Source organism: Pseudovibrio sp. Ad26 (genome assembly GCF_001623285.1).
Classification (GTDB): domain Bacteria; phylum Pseudomonadota; class Alphaproteobacteria; order Rhizobiales; family Stappiaceae; genus Pseudovibrio; species Pseudovibrio ascidiaceicola.
Window position 1 is genome coordinate 101632 of sequence record NZ_LMCE01000157.1, and the last position, 15713, is coordinate 117344.

Below are 15713 nucleotides of genomic sequence, written 5' to 3' on the forward strand. Positions count from 1 at the left end.
GGATCAACTGAGCGTACCTCATCTATGCGTTTTCAACCGAAACCAGCCGCAACGTAACTATCGAAACATTTTTAGGAATCTCCGCCCTTGAGGGCTAACAATCAACCTCCAAAATCGGAATTCATAGCCTTTTATTTCAATGTTAATAAGTCAGCCTACATGACCTAACTGGCTTGAGCATTGCTCCATTAATTTTCTGGGTGAATTAGGCCACGCAGGTGGTAGATGCTTTAAAATACAATAATTTAGAGGAAACTAATCTACAGTTTCAGCTGAAACTGAGCAGAAGTGCGCAGACACGATGCCACCCGATAAATCCGAGGCCTTAGACCTCAATCAGGTCGGCATTGCAAAGCGAAGACAGCTAACATTTAAAGATGCATTCCGATGCACAAACAACTATCCACACGAAGGTGTGGTTTTCTACAGGTTCGCGCATTAACGATAGCGCGAATTTCTTCGAAAACACCCATACGAAATTGCTTGAAAGCAAATTTCTCAGGCATTTCGAGAGCGATTCTTCCAAAAATTGCCGTAATCTAGAACAGACCTGCCGTTGCGCCACCATTCAGCCCAGCAATCAGCATCAACGTTCCCATCAGCAAAATAGTCAGAGCGCCAACCACCTCAAAACCGCGCAGAATAACCGTACCAGCCTGACTGTCGGCACCCCAGATCCGCAAGGCAACCTCACGCGAGAGCACTGCGAGACTCGCCAGAATAGAAACGGTAATACCTGTCCCCAATGCCATCACGAGCGTGGAGGCCACACCAGCCCAAATCATGCCCTGAGAAAACGCAAACGCAAGCACGATCAAAGCACCGGTGCATGGGCGAAGCCCCACTGCCAGAATGATCGACCAGATGCTTGTGAGTGTCATGGCTGAGTTCTGAACCATCTTCGGATCAGGCGCATGTGCATGCCCGCAACTGGAACAAACTTCACCATGCCCTGCGTGCTCATGGTCATGGTGGTGATGGTCGTGATCGTGGTCATGAGAATGCCCGCAGCTGGAAGCAGGTTTCTTGCCAAACCATGGTTTCAGAACACGTTGCCAAACAAGGTAGAGACCAAGCACGAAGACCAGCACATAAGAGCCAAGCTCAAACCAGCGCGCCGTCGCATTAATCGCAGTACTGGTCAGGTGCAAGAGAACCCCTGCTCCACCAACCAACACAATCGCTGTCACCGCCTGCGCGAACGCAGAGGCAAAGGACAGCGCGATCCCTTTCTTCAAGGTCTGCTCATCCGCAATGACATAAGATGAAATCACCGCCTTACCATGCCCCGGCCCTGCAGCATGAAACACACCATAGGCAAAGCTGATCAGCATCAGAAGCCAGCCAGCAGAAGGGTTGTTGCGGAAGTTTCTCAGCGCACTTGTCAGTTTTAGATAAAACTCATTCTGCAAACGGGTAATCGTCGCCATACCCTGCTGAAAGATATTCATATCCGGGCCGCGCAGGTCAGCATCAACAGCACCCACATTCTCACGCTCTGAGACGGATGACAACGCCATTGCATCACCACCTTGCGCAAGCACTGCCACCGCATCTTCTGCAGTTGCAGGAGCGCTCTCAACCGGCTGAGGCGTGATCTCAGAGATAAACTTGGTATTGCCTGTAGTCGCAGCTGCTGTCACAGCGCCATCGCAAGACACAATCACCTGATTGACAAGCACAGAGGTGTAACTTTGCAGAGCTTCAGGCACATTACGCTGGTCAGCCCCAATAGTTGCCAACTGAGCAGCAATTTGCCCATCCAGCTCGGGAGGATGAACCAGTTCAACGGAGCATTTGCCTGGAGCATTGCTCAGTGAAACAGCCGTATCCCCCTTAGGCCACTTAAAATCGATGTAATAAGTTGGATCATATACATCGAGCGTAATCGGCTTATCAGCTTTGATTTTCTTTTTAAGCGGCAAGGAAAAGCTCAGCTCCACCAAGGACACCGGGCTCGTGTCTGGTTGGCTCCGTCCAGCAGCAATCTCTTCCGCAATTGCCTGCTTGTCTTCTGCACTGATCAACCAATAATCATCAAAAGCCACTTTGATCATCTTCATCGAAGGTTCAAACGGCTGAGAAAAATCTATCTCTGTTTGACTGTCATCACCAAACGTGAAGTAACCATACTCGCTGAGACCTTGAATATTGATCTCGGCAAGCTCAGCCAGCTCATCTTTCTCGAAAAACCCATTCTGATTGACGTCCAACCCCTGCACTGCATAGGCCGTATACAGATCATCAAACAGCCACTTGTGCCGGATGTGAGTCAGATACCCGTCATCATCAAACACCAGCTCAGCGCGCACCTGCACAAACATGTGCGGATGTGCTGCAACCTGTTGAGAAGGCAATAGAAATACCAACAGCATGCAGAATGCGGTCAAAAACCGTAGGAGCTTATGAGACATGGTGCCTTAACAATATGTGAGAACCCAGTACGACAAGTGTAATAAAATAACGGCAAATTCAAGACCCATTTATTGAAGGTCGTGAGATACGTTTTTCCCGTAATTTAGAACCATTCGGATAATTCTTCCGAATTTGATGCCCATCACCTACGAAATAAACCGGATATTGCTTTAAGAATAAACCAATATCCCCACAACGCTTCTTGTTCAATTTCGTTTGGGAGGGCTGAATGAACGTGCCATTGCATAATAAAATAACGATCGATACCTACATGACCCCATTGGATCATCCAGAATTCGCTGGCCACGAGCAAATCGTATTTGCAACAGACAACGAAACGGGCTTGAAAGCGATCATCGCGGTTCACAATACCAACCGCGGTCCCGGTCTCGGTGGATGCCGCATGTGGAACTATGCAAGCGCGAATGAAGCTCTGACTGATGTTCTCCGCCTCTCGAAAGGCATGACCTATAAAAACGCGTTGGCTGACCTTGCTTTGGGAGGAGGAAAGTCAGTTATCATCGCAAACCCGCGCACGGATAAAACCCCTGAACTTCTCAGAGCGTTCGGCAGACACATCAACCGCCTGTCCGGCAGCTACATCACAGCAGAAGACGTGGGCATCAGCTCTGATGATATGGAAATCATTGGCAGCGAAACTCAGTTCGCTCGCGGGACTGACGCAACTGGTTTTGGCGATCCTTCGCCGTACACCGCATTGGGAACCTTCGTTGGCATCAAGGCTGCTGCTAAGCACAAGTTCGGTTCAGAAGATCTCTCAGGCATGACTGTATCACTCAAAGGTCTGGGCCATGTGGGATATGATGTAGCCCGTCAGCTGCATGAAGCAGGCGCTAACCTGATTGTCTCCGACATCTATGATCCGGCAGTAACACGCGCCATAGAAGAGCTCGGCGCATCCAGCGTATCTCCAGACGACGCACATCTCGTCAAAGCAGACATCTTTGCTCCGTGCGCGCTTGGCGGTGGCCTGAATGCTGCGACCATCCCAGAGCTGAAAGTAGCTGTGGTTGCAGGAGCTGCAAACAATCAGCTGGAAACACAGGAAGACGGCGCAGCTCTCATGAAACGCAGCATCCTCTACGCTCCAGATTATGCCATCAACGCAGGCGGCGTAATCTCTGTCGCTTTGGGCCAGCCTGGTGCATCAGACTCAATCGTGCGCCAGAAAACCCTCGCCATCGGCGGTACGCTTGCTCAGATCTTTGATCGAGCCGATGCAGAAAAGCGTCCAACCAACATCATCGCAGATGAGTTGGCTGAAGAGCGTTTCCAGCACCATCACAATCCGGCTTAAAACAGAGGGTCGCTCTAATCCTCTTTGGGTACAGGCCCATCAAGCATTTTGGGGCAGTCACCATGCTGCTCCAATTGCTTGTGCCAGTTGACCATGTAGTCAACAAAGGCGCGCACCTTCGCTGACAGATGCCTGCGATGCGGATAAACCGCGTACATCGCAGGCCCAGGCACTTCGTAGTCTTCCAATGCTGGTATCAGCGTGCCTGCCATCAACTCTTCCAGCACATAAAAGATCGGCAAACGCACAACGCCAAGGCCTGCCAGCGCCGCTGCAACCGCAGTCTTTGCACTGTTCACATGCATCGGTCCTTTAACGGGAACAGAAAATCGCTCCCCATTTGCCAGAAACATCCAGTTGGTCTTGTGCTTGTAGTTGGTATCAATAATGCACGGCATATTCGCCAGATCACTTGCCTTCTCAGGCATCCCATGCGCTTCCCAATACGCAGGAGAGGCACAAACCACGACACGAACGTCACGGATCTTCCGCGCAATCAGGCTGGAATCCTCAAGCTCGGCCACACGGATAGCAACATCATATCCTTCCTCGACAATATCGACGAAGCGATCTTCCATCTCAATATCCAGCTCAACACGCGGATGTTCTTGCAAAAACGAGGCAAGCACTCTGCCCAGCGTCGCTTCAGAGAACGAACGCGGAGCACTAAGCCGCAGCCGACCTCGCACTTCCCGGTGGTCCTGCTGAACAGCATCCTTCAGGTCATCAAACCGCTGCAACAGCTCACCAGCTTCACGAAAATAGGCTTCACCAACCTGTGTCAGAGAAATTTGACGGGTCGTCCTGTTCAACAAACGCACGCCCAGCTCATCTTCCAGCTCGCTCACATACTTGGAAATAAGCGCCTTCGAGCGCCCCATGTCACGTGCTGCAGCCGAAAACCCGCCGCTTTCTACCACCTGCAAAAAACATCTAATTCGTGTGATGGAATCCATCGATCAAACCTCTTACAGCGTATCTCCGGAAAGTGGACACCGGTTTCTGAATAAAGATACGCACAAACAAAGGCTAAAGCAGCTCATCTAGACTTGCTTGGATTGCAAACTGCTTTAGGTGGTCGTCGTCACTGTGTGCCAACCTGCTGCTGTCCCCGATGCTTTCTGCGGCGCCTTACACGTCCACCAAGCCCGGCCAGACGCAACATAAATAAACCGATCGCAAAACCAATCCCAGCCAAGACACCGCCTTCAACCGTCACAGGCACAGCAGGCTCAAAATCTTCCCAGGTTGCCTTTGAGATCTTGGTGTCCGGTTCTCTCAGAAAGATCCAGACCCGCTCAAAGGCCGCAGCACTCGTCATAGCCAACTGCTGCTCTTTCAAAGATCCTAGCCGGTCCAGTGATCGCTCAATGCTCATCCCGCGCAGCTGTACAAACTGGTCCGCACTTTGCGCCATATGCTCTAATGCGGCCGAAACGCTCTTGTTGGTCGCCGTCGCATCCGCAACAAAGTCGGCTTTCACTTCTTCCAGCGCATCAATGGCTCCACCAATGCGCTGGCGATATTGCTGAGCAAACTCAGGAAGCTGAGAGGTCACAGTGCCGCTTACAAGTGCAACGCCAAGCGTCAGAACCCTTGCAAACATCATAGTAAACCTCCCATACCCTAACTAATCCACCAGCGTGATCACTCCAGCAGCGCCCTCTTCCGTACCAAAGGCGAGCCGGTTCCCCGTCTTATCCCATGCAAGGGCAGAAACAGGGCCAGCACCAGGACGACGCAGCAGAACTTCGGCATTATCGTGGAAACGCACAGCCATCACCATGCCATCCTGATAGCCAATCGCCACCATCTCTTCAGTCGGATGACAGCAAACGGTCGTAACCATGCTGTCACCACGTACGCCAAGTTCCAACGGTGCCTGCCCCATAGGCCCACTCTTGCCCATAAACGGCCAGAGGATCGCAGCCTGAGCGCCAGAGGTCGCTAGATACTTGCCCTTGGCAGACCAACTCACAGACTTCACCTTGCCCGGATAACCGGTCATGCGCATGTCCTGACTATCCGCCAGACGCCACCCATGCAGAGCGTTCTCCTGCATCGTGGTCACAAGGTACTTCCCCTCAGGAGAATACGTGACAAGACTATGCGCGCCCTTCCAGCTCAGCTCTTGGGGATCACCAGCGGCATTCACCCAAAACAAAGTCACGCCATCATAACGAGAAGCAGCAAGACGCATGCCTTTCGGCGCAAAAGCCAGACCAGCAAAAGCACGCGGCAGCTGAAACTCTTTGATCTCGCTACTTTTCAAGCGAACCCAAGCCGTACGACCAGATGCATAGGCCACACTGTCCTGCGGGCCAGCAGCAATAATGTCGATCCATTTGCGCGGCTGCTCGGCAAGTTCTTCAACACGGCCATCACTGTGGACCTTGCAGATCCGGCCATCGCCACCGCCAGTAATCAAAGATTTGCCATCCAGAGATGGCGTTGCACAAAGCAAACCGTTTTTGTGAACCGGCGTTTGTGTTTCCGACCCACCAGCAAAAAAGACAGAACCTTCACCACTGGCAAAGGCAGCAACATCACCAAGAAAGCTTGCAGAAACAACAAAGCCATCAGTATCAAGAGGAGCAGTTACAGGCACCAGAACTTACTCCGCAACACAAGCTTCAAACGCAGTTTTCAGCGCAGCGCCATCCAGCTCACGACCGATGAAGACGATGCGGCTTTCACGCTTCTCATCATCCCGCCAATCTCGCTGATGGTTGCCCTCCACGATCATATGAATGCCCTGCACCACATAGCGCTGCGGATCATCCTTGAACGACAGGATTCCCTTCATGCGCAGAATGTTCGGCCCCTGAAGCTGTGTCACCTGATTGATCCAGTCAAAGAAGACTTTCGGATCCAGATCGCCGACAGTAAAGGAGAAAGACTTCACAGAATGCGTGTCTTCATGGTCGTGATCACAGTCAGGCCCGCATTCATGGTCAGCCTGGCCATGATCATGTCCATGATGGTGATGATCGTGATCATGGTCGCAATCCGGACCACACTCATGATCGTGCGCGAGTTCAGCTTTTTTCAGGAACTCTGGATCCAGATCGAGAATACGATCCAGTTCAAAGGCCCCACGATCCAGAACATCCGAAATCGCAATTTGACAACGCTCTGTATGATGGATCTTCGCATATGGGTTGATCTTACGGATCGCCGCTTCAACACCAGCCAGTTCTTCTGCTGAAACAAGATCGGTCTTGTTCAACAAAATCACATCAGAAAACGCAATCTGATCTTCAGCTTCTTTGGTATCCTTCAAACGCTGCTGAACATGGCGGGCATCAACAACCGCAACAACAGCATCCAACTTGGCGGCTTCACGTACGTCATCATCCATGAAGAAAGTCTGCGCAACAGGAGCCGGATCTGCAACACCAGTGGTCTCCACGATGATCGCATCAAACGCACCCTTGCGCTTCATCAGGTTCTCAACAGTACGGATCAAATCACCACGAACAGTACAGCAAATACAGCCGTTGTTCATTTCATAAACTTCCTCGTCAGACTCAACGAGAAGGTCATTGTCGATACCGATTTCGCCGAACTCATTGACGATCACAGCATAACGCGTGCCATGGTTTTCGCTCAAAATACGGTTCAACAAGGTGGTTTTACCTGCGCCCAGATATCCGGTCAGCACGGTAACAGGAATACGGCTATCAGCAGCCTCGGACATTTACGTCTCCTTGGATGGGTGCGCGCTTGCTTAGTGCCGGCGCATAAATCTCGTGCCCTCAATATAGACAGTTGCTCTGCCAGCAAAAGACCCTAGCTGCTGATTAGCTGTTATCGCCCCTTCTGTCCCCCAGGAATTGGCGAGTAACTCTCAACCAGCATCACAATCCAAGTTTGCGCCGAAGCTCCAGAACAAGCAGAAAACCGATACAAAAGATGATGAAGAACACCACAAAGCTAATGGCAACCGGCATACTGCTGTTCAGCAAGGGAGAAAAGAAAAACATATAAATCAAAATCATCATCGCCATTGTCACAACAATGCGCGCCGGGCTTCTCGTTACAAACTGAAAAACACCTATAGACCTGATCTTCTCAGGTACACGAAGACCACTCATAAAAATCTCCAATCAAAATACATAATGATCCTAGGCGCGTTATTTGACAGAAGCAAGAAGCCAACACCGATGGCTTAAACGGGACCACCCCACCTCCAGCACTCAACCCACTCAACTAATTTCCGTTTGCATTCAATCGTTTCCATCCCCTACCATCCAGCCAATTGTTTTGGGGGACTGGGAGGCCAACCATAATGCTGAAAACCTTAGAGGCGTTTGACCGCATCGGGGACGAGAACGCATTCGCCGTTTTGGCACGTGCAACTGAGCTTGCTCAGCAGGGCCGCGATATCATCAATCTCGGCATCGGCCAGCCAGACTTCAAAACGCCGGAACACATCGTAGAAGCAGCCATCAAAGCCTTGCGCGATGGCCACCACGGCTACACCGGTGCAACGGGTATTCTCCCACTCCGCGAAACCATCGCAGCAAGCCTACATGCTGAAACTGGAGCGAATGTCTCACCAGACAACGTGATGGTCGTTCCCGGTGGCAAGGTCACCATGTTCATGGCAATCCTGATGTTTGGTGAGCCCGGCAAGGAAATCCTCTACCCAGACCCCGGCTTCCCGATCTATCGCTCCATGATCGAGTTCACCGGCGCAACACCAATCCCGGTGCCAATCCGTGAAGAAAACGACTTTGCTTTCTCAGCCGAAGAAACCCTTAATCTGATCAATAAGCGCACAGCACTGCTTATTCTCAACTCCCCTGCCAACCCAACTGGCGGCGTGACACCGCGCTCTGAGATAGAGAAGCTGGTGAAGGGATTAGAAAACCATCCAAACCTGCCAGTGCTATCTGACGAGATTTATTCCCGAATGACCTATGACGGGCTCAAGCACACATCCTTGATGGAGTTCGAGCAGCTCAAAGACCAACTCATCCTGCTCAATGGCTGGTCCAAGACTTGGGCTATGACTGGCTGGCGCATGGGATATTCCGTCTGGCCAGCTTCTCTCATTGATAAAGCCCGCAAGCTTGCCGTGAACTGTTGGTCATGCGTCAACACACCCAGCCAATACGCAGGCATTGCCGCCATCGAAGGCCCGCAGGATGCAGTTGATCAGATGATGTTGGCTTTTGACCGCCGACGTAAGCTCGTAGTGGAGGGATTAAAAGCCCTGCCCGGCATCTCCTGCAATACACCCAAAGGCGCCTTCTACGCATTCCCGAATATCAAAGAAACAGGATGGCAAGCCAAACCCTTAGCTTCAGCACTCTTGGAGGAAGCCGGTGTTGCGCTCATCGGCGGACCTGATTTTGGTGTCTTGGGAGAAGGATATCTGCGTTTCTCCTACGCCAACTCAGAGGAGAACATCAGCCGTGCATTGAGCCGTGTGGGTGATTTCCTAAGCACCCACACCAAGTAGGAAAGCTCTAACGCTGCGCTGTCACCACAATGGCCTTTTCGATCAAATTGGAAAGGTCTGAGGCCTTACTGTCCTGATTCACAGGCTGCATGATGAGAAATAGAGAGGAAGGCCCAATTGAGGTCAATCCATCAAGCTCATCAATATCAAACTGAAGCACGACTTTCCCGTCTGCATCCATCAGCGACAAGCCATCATCATAGCTCCACTGCCATGCTGTGGCTTTGGAGATAGGCGCATAAAGCCCCTGACAGTTCTTTGTCTCAAACGCATTGCCATATCCGCTCGCAGCAGGCTCAGACCCGAGCTGCGCAGAGCAGGTTTTAGACGACAACACATCAGAAATTGACCAGTGACCAGAAATTACACTGGCTTGACCGGATAGGACGCCAAAGCTAGCTAACGCCAGGGTTGCGCCGGCAGCTACTACTGTTTTTCTCAAAATCCCATGCATACGAATAGCCTCCAGGATCTGTTTTATGTACAGATTCTGGGCGCAATCAGTTAACTCAAGGTTAACAGGAAATTAAATGAGAGATAACAGATCTAAAAACATAACTTATTCATGGATTTAACTCAAAAACAAATACACGCATTACTTGTTGAATACAGATACAATCTAAAATAAATCTAATTACATACTAGTTATTATTTACATTGAGTGCAAAACACATCTGCTTTAGGTGATTTGCTTCACAAATCACCGATCCCTTCGTCTTCTAAAGTCGGCGGCCCTTCCCGCAATCAAAACAACAACAAACAAGGAAGACGAAATGGCTCATACCTACATCATGAATGTAGCCTGCAATGATAGAGCGATCCGTGAGCAGGAATACGCAACATCGCGCGATCTAATGATCACGACAGGTTTGGACTCCTGCATCGGAGTCGCAGTCCGAGTAGACAGCTCTTTCACGCTGGCCCATCTGGTCTTTTGGGGGCAGTACGTCCCACCACTTCCATCTTCTGCATTCCCTGTTTTCAGAGAGGAAAATGCTCAGACGGTTTTCAATTATCTGGATATTCTACGTATCAAAGAAGGAAAAGATCAGTTTAGCGAAGTGCTCATTTTCGGAAACATTGACGATTGGAAAATGAACCAATCCTCAGACACGATCGCAGGATATGCAAAGCTGGTAGAACTCTTACAAAGCAAAGTTGATCCAGCAAAATTTACAGAAACTGATACGGGCAAAGGTACTTATGCAGTTCAGATCAACAGTGATGGCAACCTCATCCAATCGAAAATCTGAATCTATCAAGTTTATCTTGGAGCGCTCAATGATGAGCGTTCCATCCTGTTAAACAAACGAGTCGTGTGAGGTGCCTAGCCGACGAGAAGAACCATACATGTCATGGCGAGTGTAAAAAAACCAAACATCTTCAAGTCTTTATGATCTTCGATGCTTCCACGAGAACTGACCATGACGAAACTCCAAACGCAATACAAGACGCCGCTTAGATAAGCGCGGCATAGTAAACATAGAGTTTCAATGCGGCAGTTTCACGATCACCTAACTGCCACTTGGCTTCAAATGGCAGTTACTCACGGGTCGCGCACAGCCCGTCCACTGACACCAGCCGCTCACCCGGAGGCGGCGCACTCTCACGAATACGAAGCTTAGGCTCGATTAACGTCAGTTCGTTACTGAGCTTTTCGCCATTCATCTGCGAAAGCATGAGTTCTGCAGCATTCACACCGATGGTTCCGGCCCCATTGTCCACAGTGGTCAAGGCTGGAGTCCGATTTTCAGTGCCCTCGGTGTCATCATAACCAACAATTGCCAGGTCAGGCCCCGGCTCAACGCCAAGTCGGCGAACAGCACTCATCACGCCCAGCGCCACAAGATCGTTGAAGCACACCACAGCTGTTGGTCGAGGATCCGTCTGCACAATCTGCTTGGCAATGGATCGACCATCATCCTGTGTCATCAACTCAGGAATATCCAGCTGCTCATCCGCATTGATCCCCGCATCCTCGAGTGCAGACCGCCAACCACGGTTCCGGTCGCGCCCGGCAGAACTGCCACGCCGGCCACCAACCATGGCGATTTGAGTATGCCCTTGCTCAATCAGATGTTTTGTAATGCGGTAAGACCCAAGAAAGTCATCCCCACGCACACAAGGTGCATCTGCTCCAGCCACATCGCGACAAACCAGCGTAACCGGCACCCCTTGCCGCACAATGGAGTTGATGTCCTTGTCAGTCGTGCCAACCGAAGCGCACAGAATGAGCCCATCAACTCGGTGCTGCAGCAGCGTATCCGTGAAGTGTTTTTGCCGCTCTACAATATCGCGGTGATTACAAATCAGAATGGTCTTATTGTGCAGCGCCAGTGTTTCTTCCAGGCCGCGAAAGACCTCTGCAAAATATGGATTGAGAATATCGTGAACCGCCACCCCAATCATATTGGATTGAGATGTCCGCAAAGATGCAGCTGACCGATTATAGATATAACCCACTTCCTCAGCATAGGCTTTCACCCGTGCTTTCGTGGCTTTGGCGATCAAAGGGGAATCTCTCAAAGCCAAAGAAACCGTAGCCGTCGAAACGCCCAGTTTCTCGGCAAGATCGCCTAATCTCAATGGTTTACCTGTGCCGCTCAATGCCGATGTCCTCGCATATCCAGCCGGATCCAGTTTGTATTCTTAAGCACTTATGCACAGCAACATTAGCAAATAGCAATACTCCTCACAGCCAACAAAGAGAATTCATTATGAATTCTCAAGTTTTAGCACCTTGCTAAATTCATCAAACATGCTGATATATTTCATTTAAATACATAACCAGATATCAGGTTTCGAGAAAATGCATTCAGACTTCAAGTTATTAGCCCAATACAATACCTGGATGAATGCACGGCTTTACGAGTGCGCAGACCAGCTGAGCGATGCGCAGCTTAAAGAAGACCGCGGCGCATTCTTCAAGTCAGTCTCCGCGACCTTCAATCATATTGTGGTGGGAGATCTGGTTTGGCTACGCCGCTTCGCAAAGCATTCCCAAACCTATGAGAGCCTGCAGCAACTTGATCAGTTTCCAGTGCCAACAGCACTCACATCTATTCCATATGACAGCTGGTCAGACCTGAAAGCAGCCCGGCAAAAGCTGGACGCGATCATTGAAGAATTTGCAGGGGACATCACCACCGCCCAAGCGGAGGCCGCTCTCACCTATGCCAACATGAAAGGCATACCTGCAACGAAAAACTTTGGGGACTTGGTGCTGCATTTCTTCAATCACCAAACCCATCACAGAGGGCAGATAACAACCCTACTCACTCAGTTTGGGCTGGAAACACCAGACACAGATCTGTTGTTTCTCTGCCAGGACGCTTAGAGCATATTCCCCAAAAATTGGCTCCGGTTATCGGACAAGAATACGCAAGGAAATAAAAAATTTGAGCTTGGTGCGTGAATGTAAATGAACGCAACACGCTCTAAACTAATAAAAAATACAAAACCCTGTGTTCCACGCACAGGCTTTACGCCTTCAGCTTAATCAGCAGCTTCCAGCTCTGCTTTCCTCGTTGCCTGCTCTTGCGCAGTTTTGTCATCATTTTCCAGTTCATCTTCCAGATCCGGATCATCTTCAAAACTGGCAGACAGGTTTTTCTCAACCTGACGCAACAAACGACGAAGCTTCTTGCGGTCTTTGTCATCCATACCTGCAAGCGCTTCTTTCTCAAGACGCTTCCACGCACGGTCAACCAACAAAATCCGGTCACGGCCTTCTTCACTCAAAAACACACGGGCAAGCCGACCGTCAGTTTCAGAAATGCGGCGAAACACAAGTCCCTGAGCTGTCAGGCGTGTCACCATTTTTGTCACGGTTGGCGGCTGAACACCAAGCGCCAGAGCCAACTGGCTCATGGTCTTGCCATCAGTCTCGCTCAAAACTTTCAGAACAGCTTCCTGCCCCGGATGCAATCCAATGCGCGATAAGTGTGCCCCAGAACGCGCCCGTTGCGCCTTCGCGGCCTGAGCAAGACGAAAAGTCGTGCTTTTTTTAAAATTAAAACCCATGGTCTGGCTAATCTCGCTGCTGTCCCGATCAACGTAAAACGCCCGAAAAAAGGCGCCGCACAGCAGTGATAGCCGCCGAATATATAACTCAGATGACAGTTCGATAATTATTTAGTGACCTAATGAGATTTCTTAGGCGAATAAGCTCTTTAAGTTCTACTCAGTGGGATTTTGGGTGCATAGATCTGGAAAACTAATATTCGCTATTGAGGAGGGAAACGTGGCATGAGCTAAACTAATTAGCATTCTAGCGTTTAAAGTTGCTTTCAAACGCAAACTTTGAGGTGTTATGTAAGCATTGTCGGTTGTTTTTATTGGTGATTGAAATGCTTCGTGTTGTACTTTTATTTGCTTTGCTTTCCGGATCAGTTGCGCAGGCCGAAACTATCGATGTTCCTGTGCTAGCCGATGGCAAGGTTGACCTTGATGCTATCTATTCAACGTTCAAAGCAACCACCTATGCAGTAGAAACAGGACGTATGCCAGAATTCACGGGATCATTTCTCGAGCAGTCCTTCTCTGCAATCTATGACAACTCCGACTTCACAAAACCTTTCGATCTGATCATCAAGTCCACAGACCTGTCAGAAAATGCATACTTTATGTTAGCTGTTTTGCTAAACGACATTATTTGCTTGGAGCCCAAGCTCCCCCCCAACAAACTTCTTTGGCAAGAAACTGCTGTATCGTTTAGTGGTGGATGGAAAGTACAGCTCTCTTGTGCTGAAGCTGACTAATTGAAGCACATTTTAGTTGATCTTTCTACGCGGATACTTTTACCCGATGTCCCATAGCTCGCTCCAACGCATCCACCGCTTCACGGCAATACGACGCATACTGTGATTCCATACGGTAGTTCAGCGAGCGTGGGTAAGAAGCGTCCAGTGTCATATCGTGGGTAATACGTCCCGGTCCCGCCGCCATCACAACGATGCGGGAAGACAAAAACACACTCTCATAAACAGAGTGCGTCACGAACAGGATTGTCCAGTCATGGGCAGACTTCAGCTCAAGCAGATCATCATTCAGCTTATTGCGAGTGATCTCATCCAGAGCCGCAAACGGCTCATCCATCAGCAACAACTTCGGCTTGGTCACCAGGGCTCGTGCAATGGAAACCCGCATCTTCATGCCGCCAGAAAGTTCAGAGGGCATATGCGTCGCAAAGTTGGAAAGCCCAACCGTCTCCAACGCTTCTTCCACGCGATCCTTCGCATCACGCTTGGAAACACCCTTCACCTTCAACGGCCAACAGACATTCTCAAAAGTATTCGCCCACGGCAGCAGCGTTGGTTCCTGAAAAACAAACCCAACCTCTTCCTGTCCGGATCGGATAATCTCACCTGAGCTAGGCTCCTCCAACCCGGAAATGAGCCGCAGAATAGTAGACTTCCCACACCCTGACGGCCCAAGAATGCTCAAAAACTCCCCCGCCCGCACATCCAGATCAAACCCATCAACAGCAGTGGTGCCATTGTCAAAGGTCTTGGAGATGTCCTTTAGGGACAGGAGGGGGGAATTTTTCATCATTTAACCTTCTGGTTATCCAGATTTTGGCTGATCTTAGTCAGGGCAAGGGGCATGATCTGCACCGCAAACGTCAAACTCAGTGCCTTCATTGTTCCACTTAATCAGTAAGCCATAGTTATGACTGGTAGCAATATCGTCTGATTGAGCATCGACCATAAATTCTTGATAGACTGCATCATGAAACTCAGCAAGATCATCTGTATCTAATGGGTCAACATATGCCTCACAGGCAGCCTTCCAGGTCACCCCAGTATCTTTGTACTCACCAGTTCCAGACCAGACATCCATGATGTTGTCTGCAACGGTATTGAAGTCATCGTCGTCAGTATGAGACACACTGTAAAGGTTTTGTGCACTTGCAAGGTCAGCACTGCCATCACCAACCAAAGCACATGAGTTAAGTGGCCCATACAGCGAGCCAATAGCATTGCCATACTTTTCATTGGTTAGTTTGCGAACATCACCGGCTCCGGTGCTACAACTGCTAAAAAATATTAAGTCAGGTGTATTCGCATGGGCTGCCTTAAAAAAACTGGCAAAGTGGGCGTTTGTAATGCCCCCCACATTTGTCGGAGACCCGTGCGCTGAAACATACACATTAGCCAGATCATCAAAATCCGTTTCTGTATTGATTTTCTCTACCTCTCCCGTAGATTTCATAAAATATACGTCACTAGCCCCATGCTTCAGCTTAGCCCAATGCGACACAATGATATCAGCGGGATTGGTACAAATTTCCTTTGTAAGCAACACGGCTCCAGCAGCCCCAGCCTCGCCAGCCATCATCCCAGCCAGCGCCAGTGCAACACCGCCGAGCAATCCTTTTCGTGTCTTTCTGGAAAACATAATCGGCTTCTCCTTCTTGTTATTAGCCACCAAGAAGGACGGGGCACCACTCCCCGCGTGAGCCATTAGCCTCTGCCGCCCGCCAGCAAAGTAAACACCTTCCTACCCACT

Annotated in this window: 16 protein-coding genes; 5 read left to right on the forward strand and 11 right to left on the reverse strand. The window is 50.0% G+C overall.

Annotated features, from left to right (window positions below):
- Positions 1–539 precede the first annotated feature (539 nt).
- The gene (locus PsAD26_RS27115) at positions 540–2414 is read right to left on the reverse strand and encodes a DUF1007 family protein (RefSeq protein WP_063312885.1); all 1875 of its coding nucleotides are present in this window, start codon (positions 2412–2414) and stop codon (positions 540–542) included.
- A gap of 230 nt (positions 2415–2644) precedes the next feature.
- Here PsAD26_RS27115 and PsAD26_RS27120 point away from each other — a divergent pair, with 230 nt between their 5' ends.
- Positions 2645–3733, forward strand: coding sequence for a Glu/Leu/Phe/Val dehydrogenase dimerization domain-containing protein (locus PsAD26_RS27120; protein WP_063312886.1), 1089 nt, complete (start codon positions 2645–2647; stop codon positions 3731–3733).
- Between the two features lie 14 nt (positions 3734–3747).
- Here PsAD26_RS27120 and PsAD26_RS27125 read toward each other — a convergent pair whose 3' ends face one another.
- The 5 genes from PsAD26_RS27125 to PsAD26_RS27145 all read right to left on the reverse strand — a co-directional run bounded on the left by PsAD26_RS27125 (position 3748) and on the right by PsAD26_RS27145 (position 7830).
- Complete coding sequence (locus PsAD26_RS27125; protein WP_063312887.1) at positions 3748–4689, reverse strand: LysR family transcriptional regulator; 942 nt, start codon at positions 4687–4689, stop codon at positions 3748–3750.
- Positions 4690–4817: 128 nt separating this feature from the next.
- On the reverse strand, positions 4818–5342 hold the full coding sequence (locus PsAD26_RS27130) for a DUF2937 family protein (protein WP_063312888.1): 525 nt from the start codon (positions 5340–5342) through the stop codon (positions 4818–4820).
- Positions 5343–5363: 21 nt separating this feature from the next.
- Positions 5364–6341, reverse strand: a complete 978-nt coding sequence (locus PsAD26_RS27135; RefSeq protein ID WP_063312889.1) for a WD40 repeat domain-containing protein — start codon at positions 6339–6341, stop codon at positions 5364–5366.
- Positions 6342–6347: 6 nt separating this feature from the next.
- Positions 6348–7433 carry a GTP-binding protein gene (locus PsAD26_RS27140; RefSeq protein WP_063312890.1) on the reverse strand — a complete coding sequence of 362 codons (1086 nt, stop codon included), beginning with the start codon at positions 7431–7433 and terminating at the stop codon, positions 6348–6350.
- A gap of 160 nt (positions 7434–7593) precedes the next feature.
- Positions 7594–7830 carry a hypothetical protein gene (locus PsAD26_RS27145; RefSeq protein WP_063312891.1) on the reverse strand — a complete coding sequence of 79 codons (237 nt, stop codon included), beginning with the start codon at positions 7828–7830 and terminating at the stop codon, positions 7594–7596.
- A 194-nt stretch (positions 7831–8024) separates the two neighbouring features.
- On the opposite strand from PsAD26_RS27145, the gene PsAD26_RS27150 reads away from it, so the two are divergent.
- On the forward strand, positions 8025–9203 hold the full coding sequence (locus PsAD26_RS27150) for a pyridoxal phosphate-dependent aminotransferase (protein WP_063312892.1): 1179 nt from the start codon (positions 8025–8027) through the stop codon (positions 9201–9203).
- A 7-nt stretch (positions 9204–9210) separates the two neighbouring features.
- On the opposite strand, the gene PsAD26_RS27155 is transcribed toward PsAD26_RS27150, so the two are convergent.
- Entirely contained in the window at positions 9211–9657 is a 447-nt protein-coding gene (locus PsAD26_RS27155) for an AprI/Inh family metalloprotease inhibitor (protein WP_063312893.1), read from the reverse strand.
- A 319-nt stretch (positions 9658–9976) separates the two neighbouring features.
- Between PsAD26_RS27155 and PsAD26_RS27160 the strand changes: the two genes are divergently transcribed.
- A complete protein-coding gene (locus tag PsAD26_RS27160; RefSeq protein ID WP_063312894.1) occupies positions 9977–10456 on the forward strand; it encodes a hypothetical protein in 480 nt (159 codons plus the stop codon).
- A gap of 289 nt (positions 10457–10745) precedes the next feature.
- On the opposite strand, the gene PsAD26_RS27165 is transcribed toward PsAD26_RS27160, so the two are convergent.
- On the reverse strand, positions 10746–11810 hold the full coding sequence (locus tag PsAD26_RS27165) for a LacI family DNA-binding transcriptional regulator (protein ID WP_057461854.1): 1065 nt from the start codon (positions 11808–11810) through the stop codon (positions 10746–10748).
- A gap of 202 nt (positions 11811–12012) precedes the next feature.
- Here PsAD26_RS27165 and PsAD26_RS27170 point away from each other — a divergent pair, with 202 nt between their 5' ends.
- Positions 12013–12540, forward strand: coding sequence for a DinB family protein (locus tag PsAD26_RS27170; RefSeq protein WP_063312895.1), 528 nt, complete (start codon positions 12013–12015; stop codon positions 12538–12540).
- A gap of 158 nt (positions 12541–12698) precedes the next feature.
- On the opposite strand, the gene PsAD26_RS27175 is transcribed toward PsAD26_RS27170, so the two are convergent.
- Positions 12699–13226, reverse strand: a complete 528-nt coding sequence (locus PsAD26_RS27175; RefSeq protein WP_063312896.1) for a MarR family transcriptional regulator — start codon at positions 13224–13226, stop codon at positions 12699–12701.
- 326 nt (positions 13227–13552) lie between these two features.
- Between PsAD26_RS27175 and PsAD26_RS27180 the strand changes: the two genes are divergently transcribed.
- A complete protein-coding gene (locus tag PsAD26_RS27180) occupies positions 13553–13963 on the forward strand; it encodes a hypothetical protein (protein WP_153041591.1) in 411 nt (136 codons plus the stop codon).
- A gap of 25 nt (positions 13964–13988) precedes the next feature.
- On the opposite strand, the gene PsAD26_RS27185 is transcribed toward PsAD26_RS27180, so the two are convergent.
- Positions 13989–14756 (reverse strand): ABC transporter ATP-binding protein, encoded by a 768-nt coding sequence (locus tag PsAD26_RS27185; protein ID WP_063312898.1) that lies wholly within the window; start codon positions 14754–14756, stop codon positions 13989–13991.
- Positions 14757–14789: 33 nt separating this feature from the next.
- Positions 14790–15602, reverse strand: a complete 813-nt coding sequence (locus PsAD26_RS27190) for a hypothetical protein (RefSeq protein WP_153041592.1) — start codon at positions 15600–15602, stop codon at positions 14790–14792.
- Positions 15603–15713: the final 111 nt, after the last annotated feature.

Bases quoted from the DNA above. Each gene is read 5' to 3' on its own strand.
- PsAD26_RS27190 (WP_153041592.1), bottom strand. From the start codon at position 15,602: ATGTTTTCCAGAAAGACACGAAAAGGATTGCTCGGCGGTGTTGCACTG.
- PsAD26_RS27175 (WP_063312896.1), bottom strand. From the start codon at position 13,226: ATGGGTTTTAATTTTAAAAAAAGCACGACTTTTCGTCTTGCTCAGGCC.
- PsAD26_RS27130 (WP_063312888.1), bottom strand. From the start codon at position 5,342: ATGATGTTTGCAAGGGTTCTGACGCTTGGCGTTGCACTTGTAAGCGGC.
- PsAD26_RS27155 (WP_063312893.1), bottom strand. From the start codon at position 9,657: ATGCATGGGATTTTGAGAAAAACAGTAGTAGCTGCCGGCGCAACCCTG.
- PsAD26_RS27150 (WP_063312892.1), top strand. From the start codon at position 8,025: ATGCTGAAAACCTTAGAGGCGTTTGACCGCATCGGGGACGAGAACGCA.
- PsAD26_RS27115 (WP_063312885.1), bottom strand. From the start codon at position 2,414: ATGTCTCATAAGCTCCTACGGTTTTTGACCGCATTCTGCATGCTGTTG.
- PsAD26_RS27180 (WP_153041591.1), top strand. From the start codon at position 13,553: ATGCTTCGTGTTGTACTTTTATTTGCTTTGCTTTCCGGATCAGTTGCG.
- PsAD26_RS27145 (WP_063312891.1), bottom strand. From the start codon at position 7,830: ATGAGTGGTCTTCGTGTACCTGAGAAGATCAGGTCTATAGGTGTTTTT.
- PsAD26_RS27140 (WP_063312890.1), bottom strand. From the start codon at position 7,433: ATGTCCGAGGCTGCTGATAGCCGTATTCCTGTTACCGTGCTGACCGGA.
- PsAD26_RS27120 (WP_063312886.1), top strand. From the start codon at position 2,645: ATGAACGTGCCATTGCATAATAAAATAACGATCGATACCTACATGACC.
- PsAD26_RS27125 (WP_063312887.1), bottom strand. From the start codon at position 4,689: ATGGATTCCATCACACGAATTAGATGTTTTTTGCAGGTGGTAGAAAGC.
- PsAD26_RS27185 (WP_063312898.1), bottom strand. From the start codon at position 14,756: ATGATGAAAAATTCCCCCCTCCTGTCCCTAAAGGACATCTCCAAGACC.
- PsAD26_RS27160 (WP_063312894.1), top strand. From the start codon at position 9,977: ATGGCTCATACCTACATCATGAATGTAGCCTGCAATGATAGAGCGATC.
- PsAD26_RS27170 (WP_063312895.1), top strand. From the start codon at position 12,013: ATGCATTCAGACTTCAAGTTATTAGCCCAATACAATACCTGGATGAAT.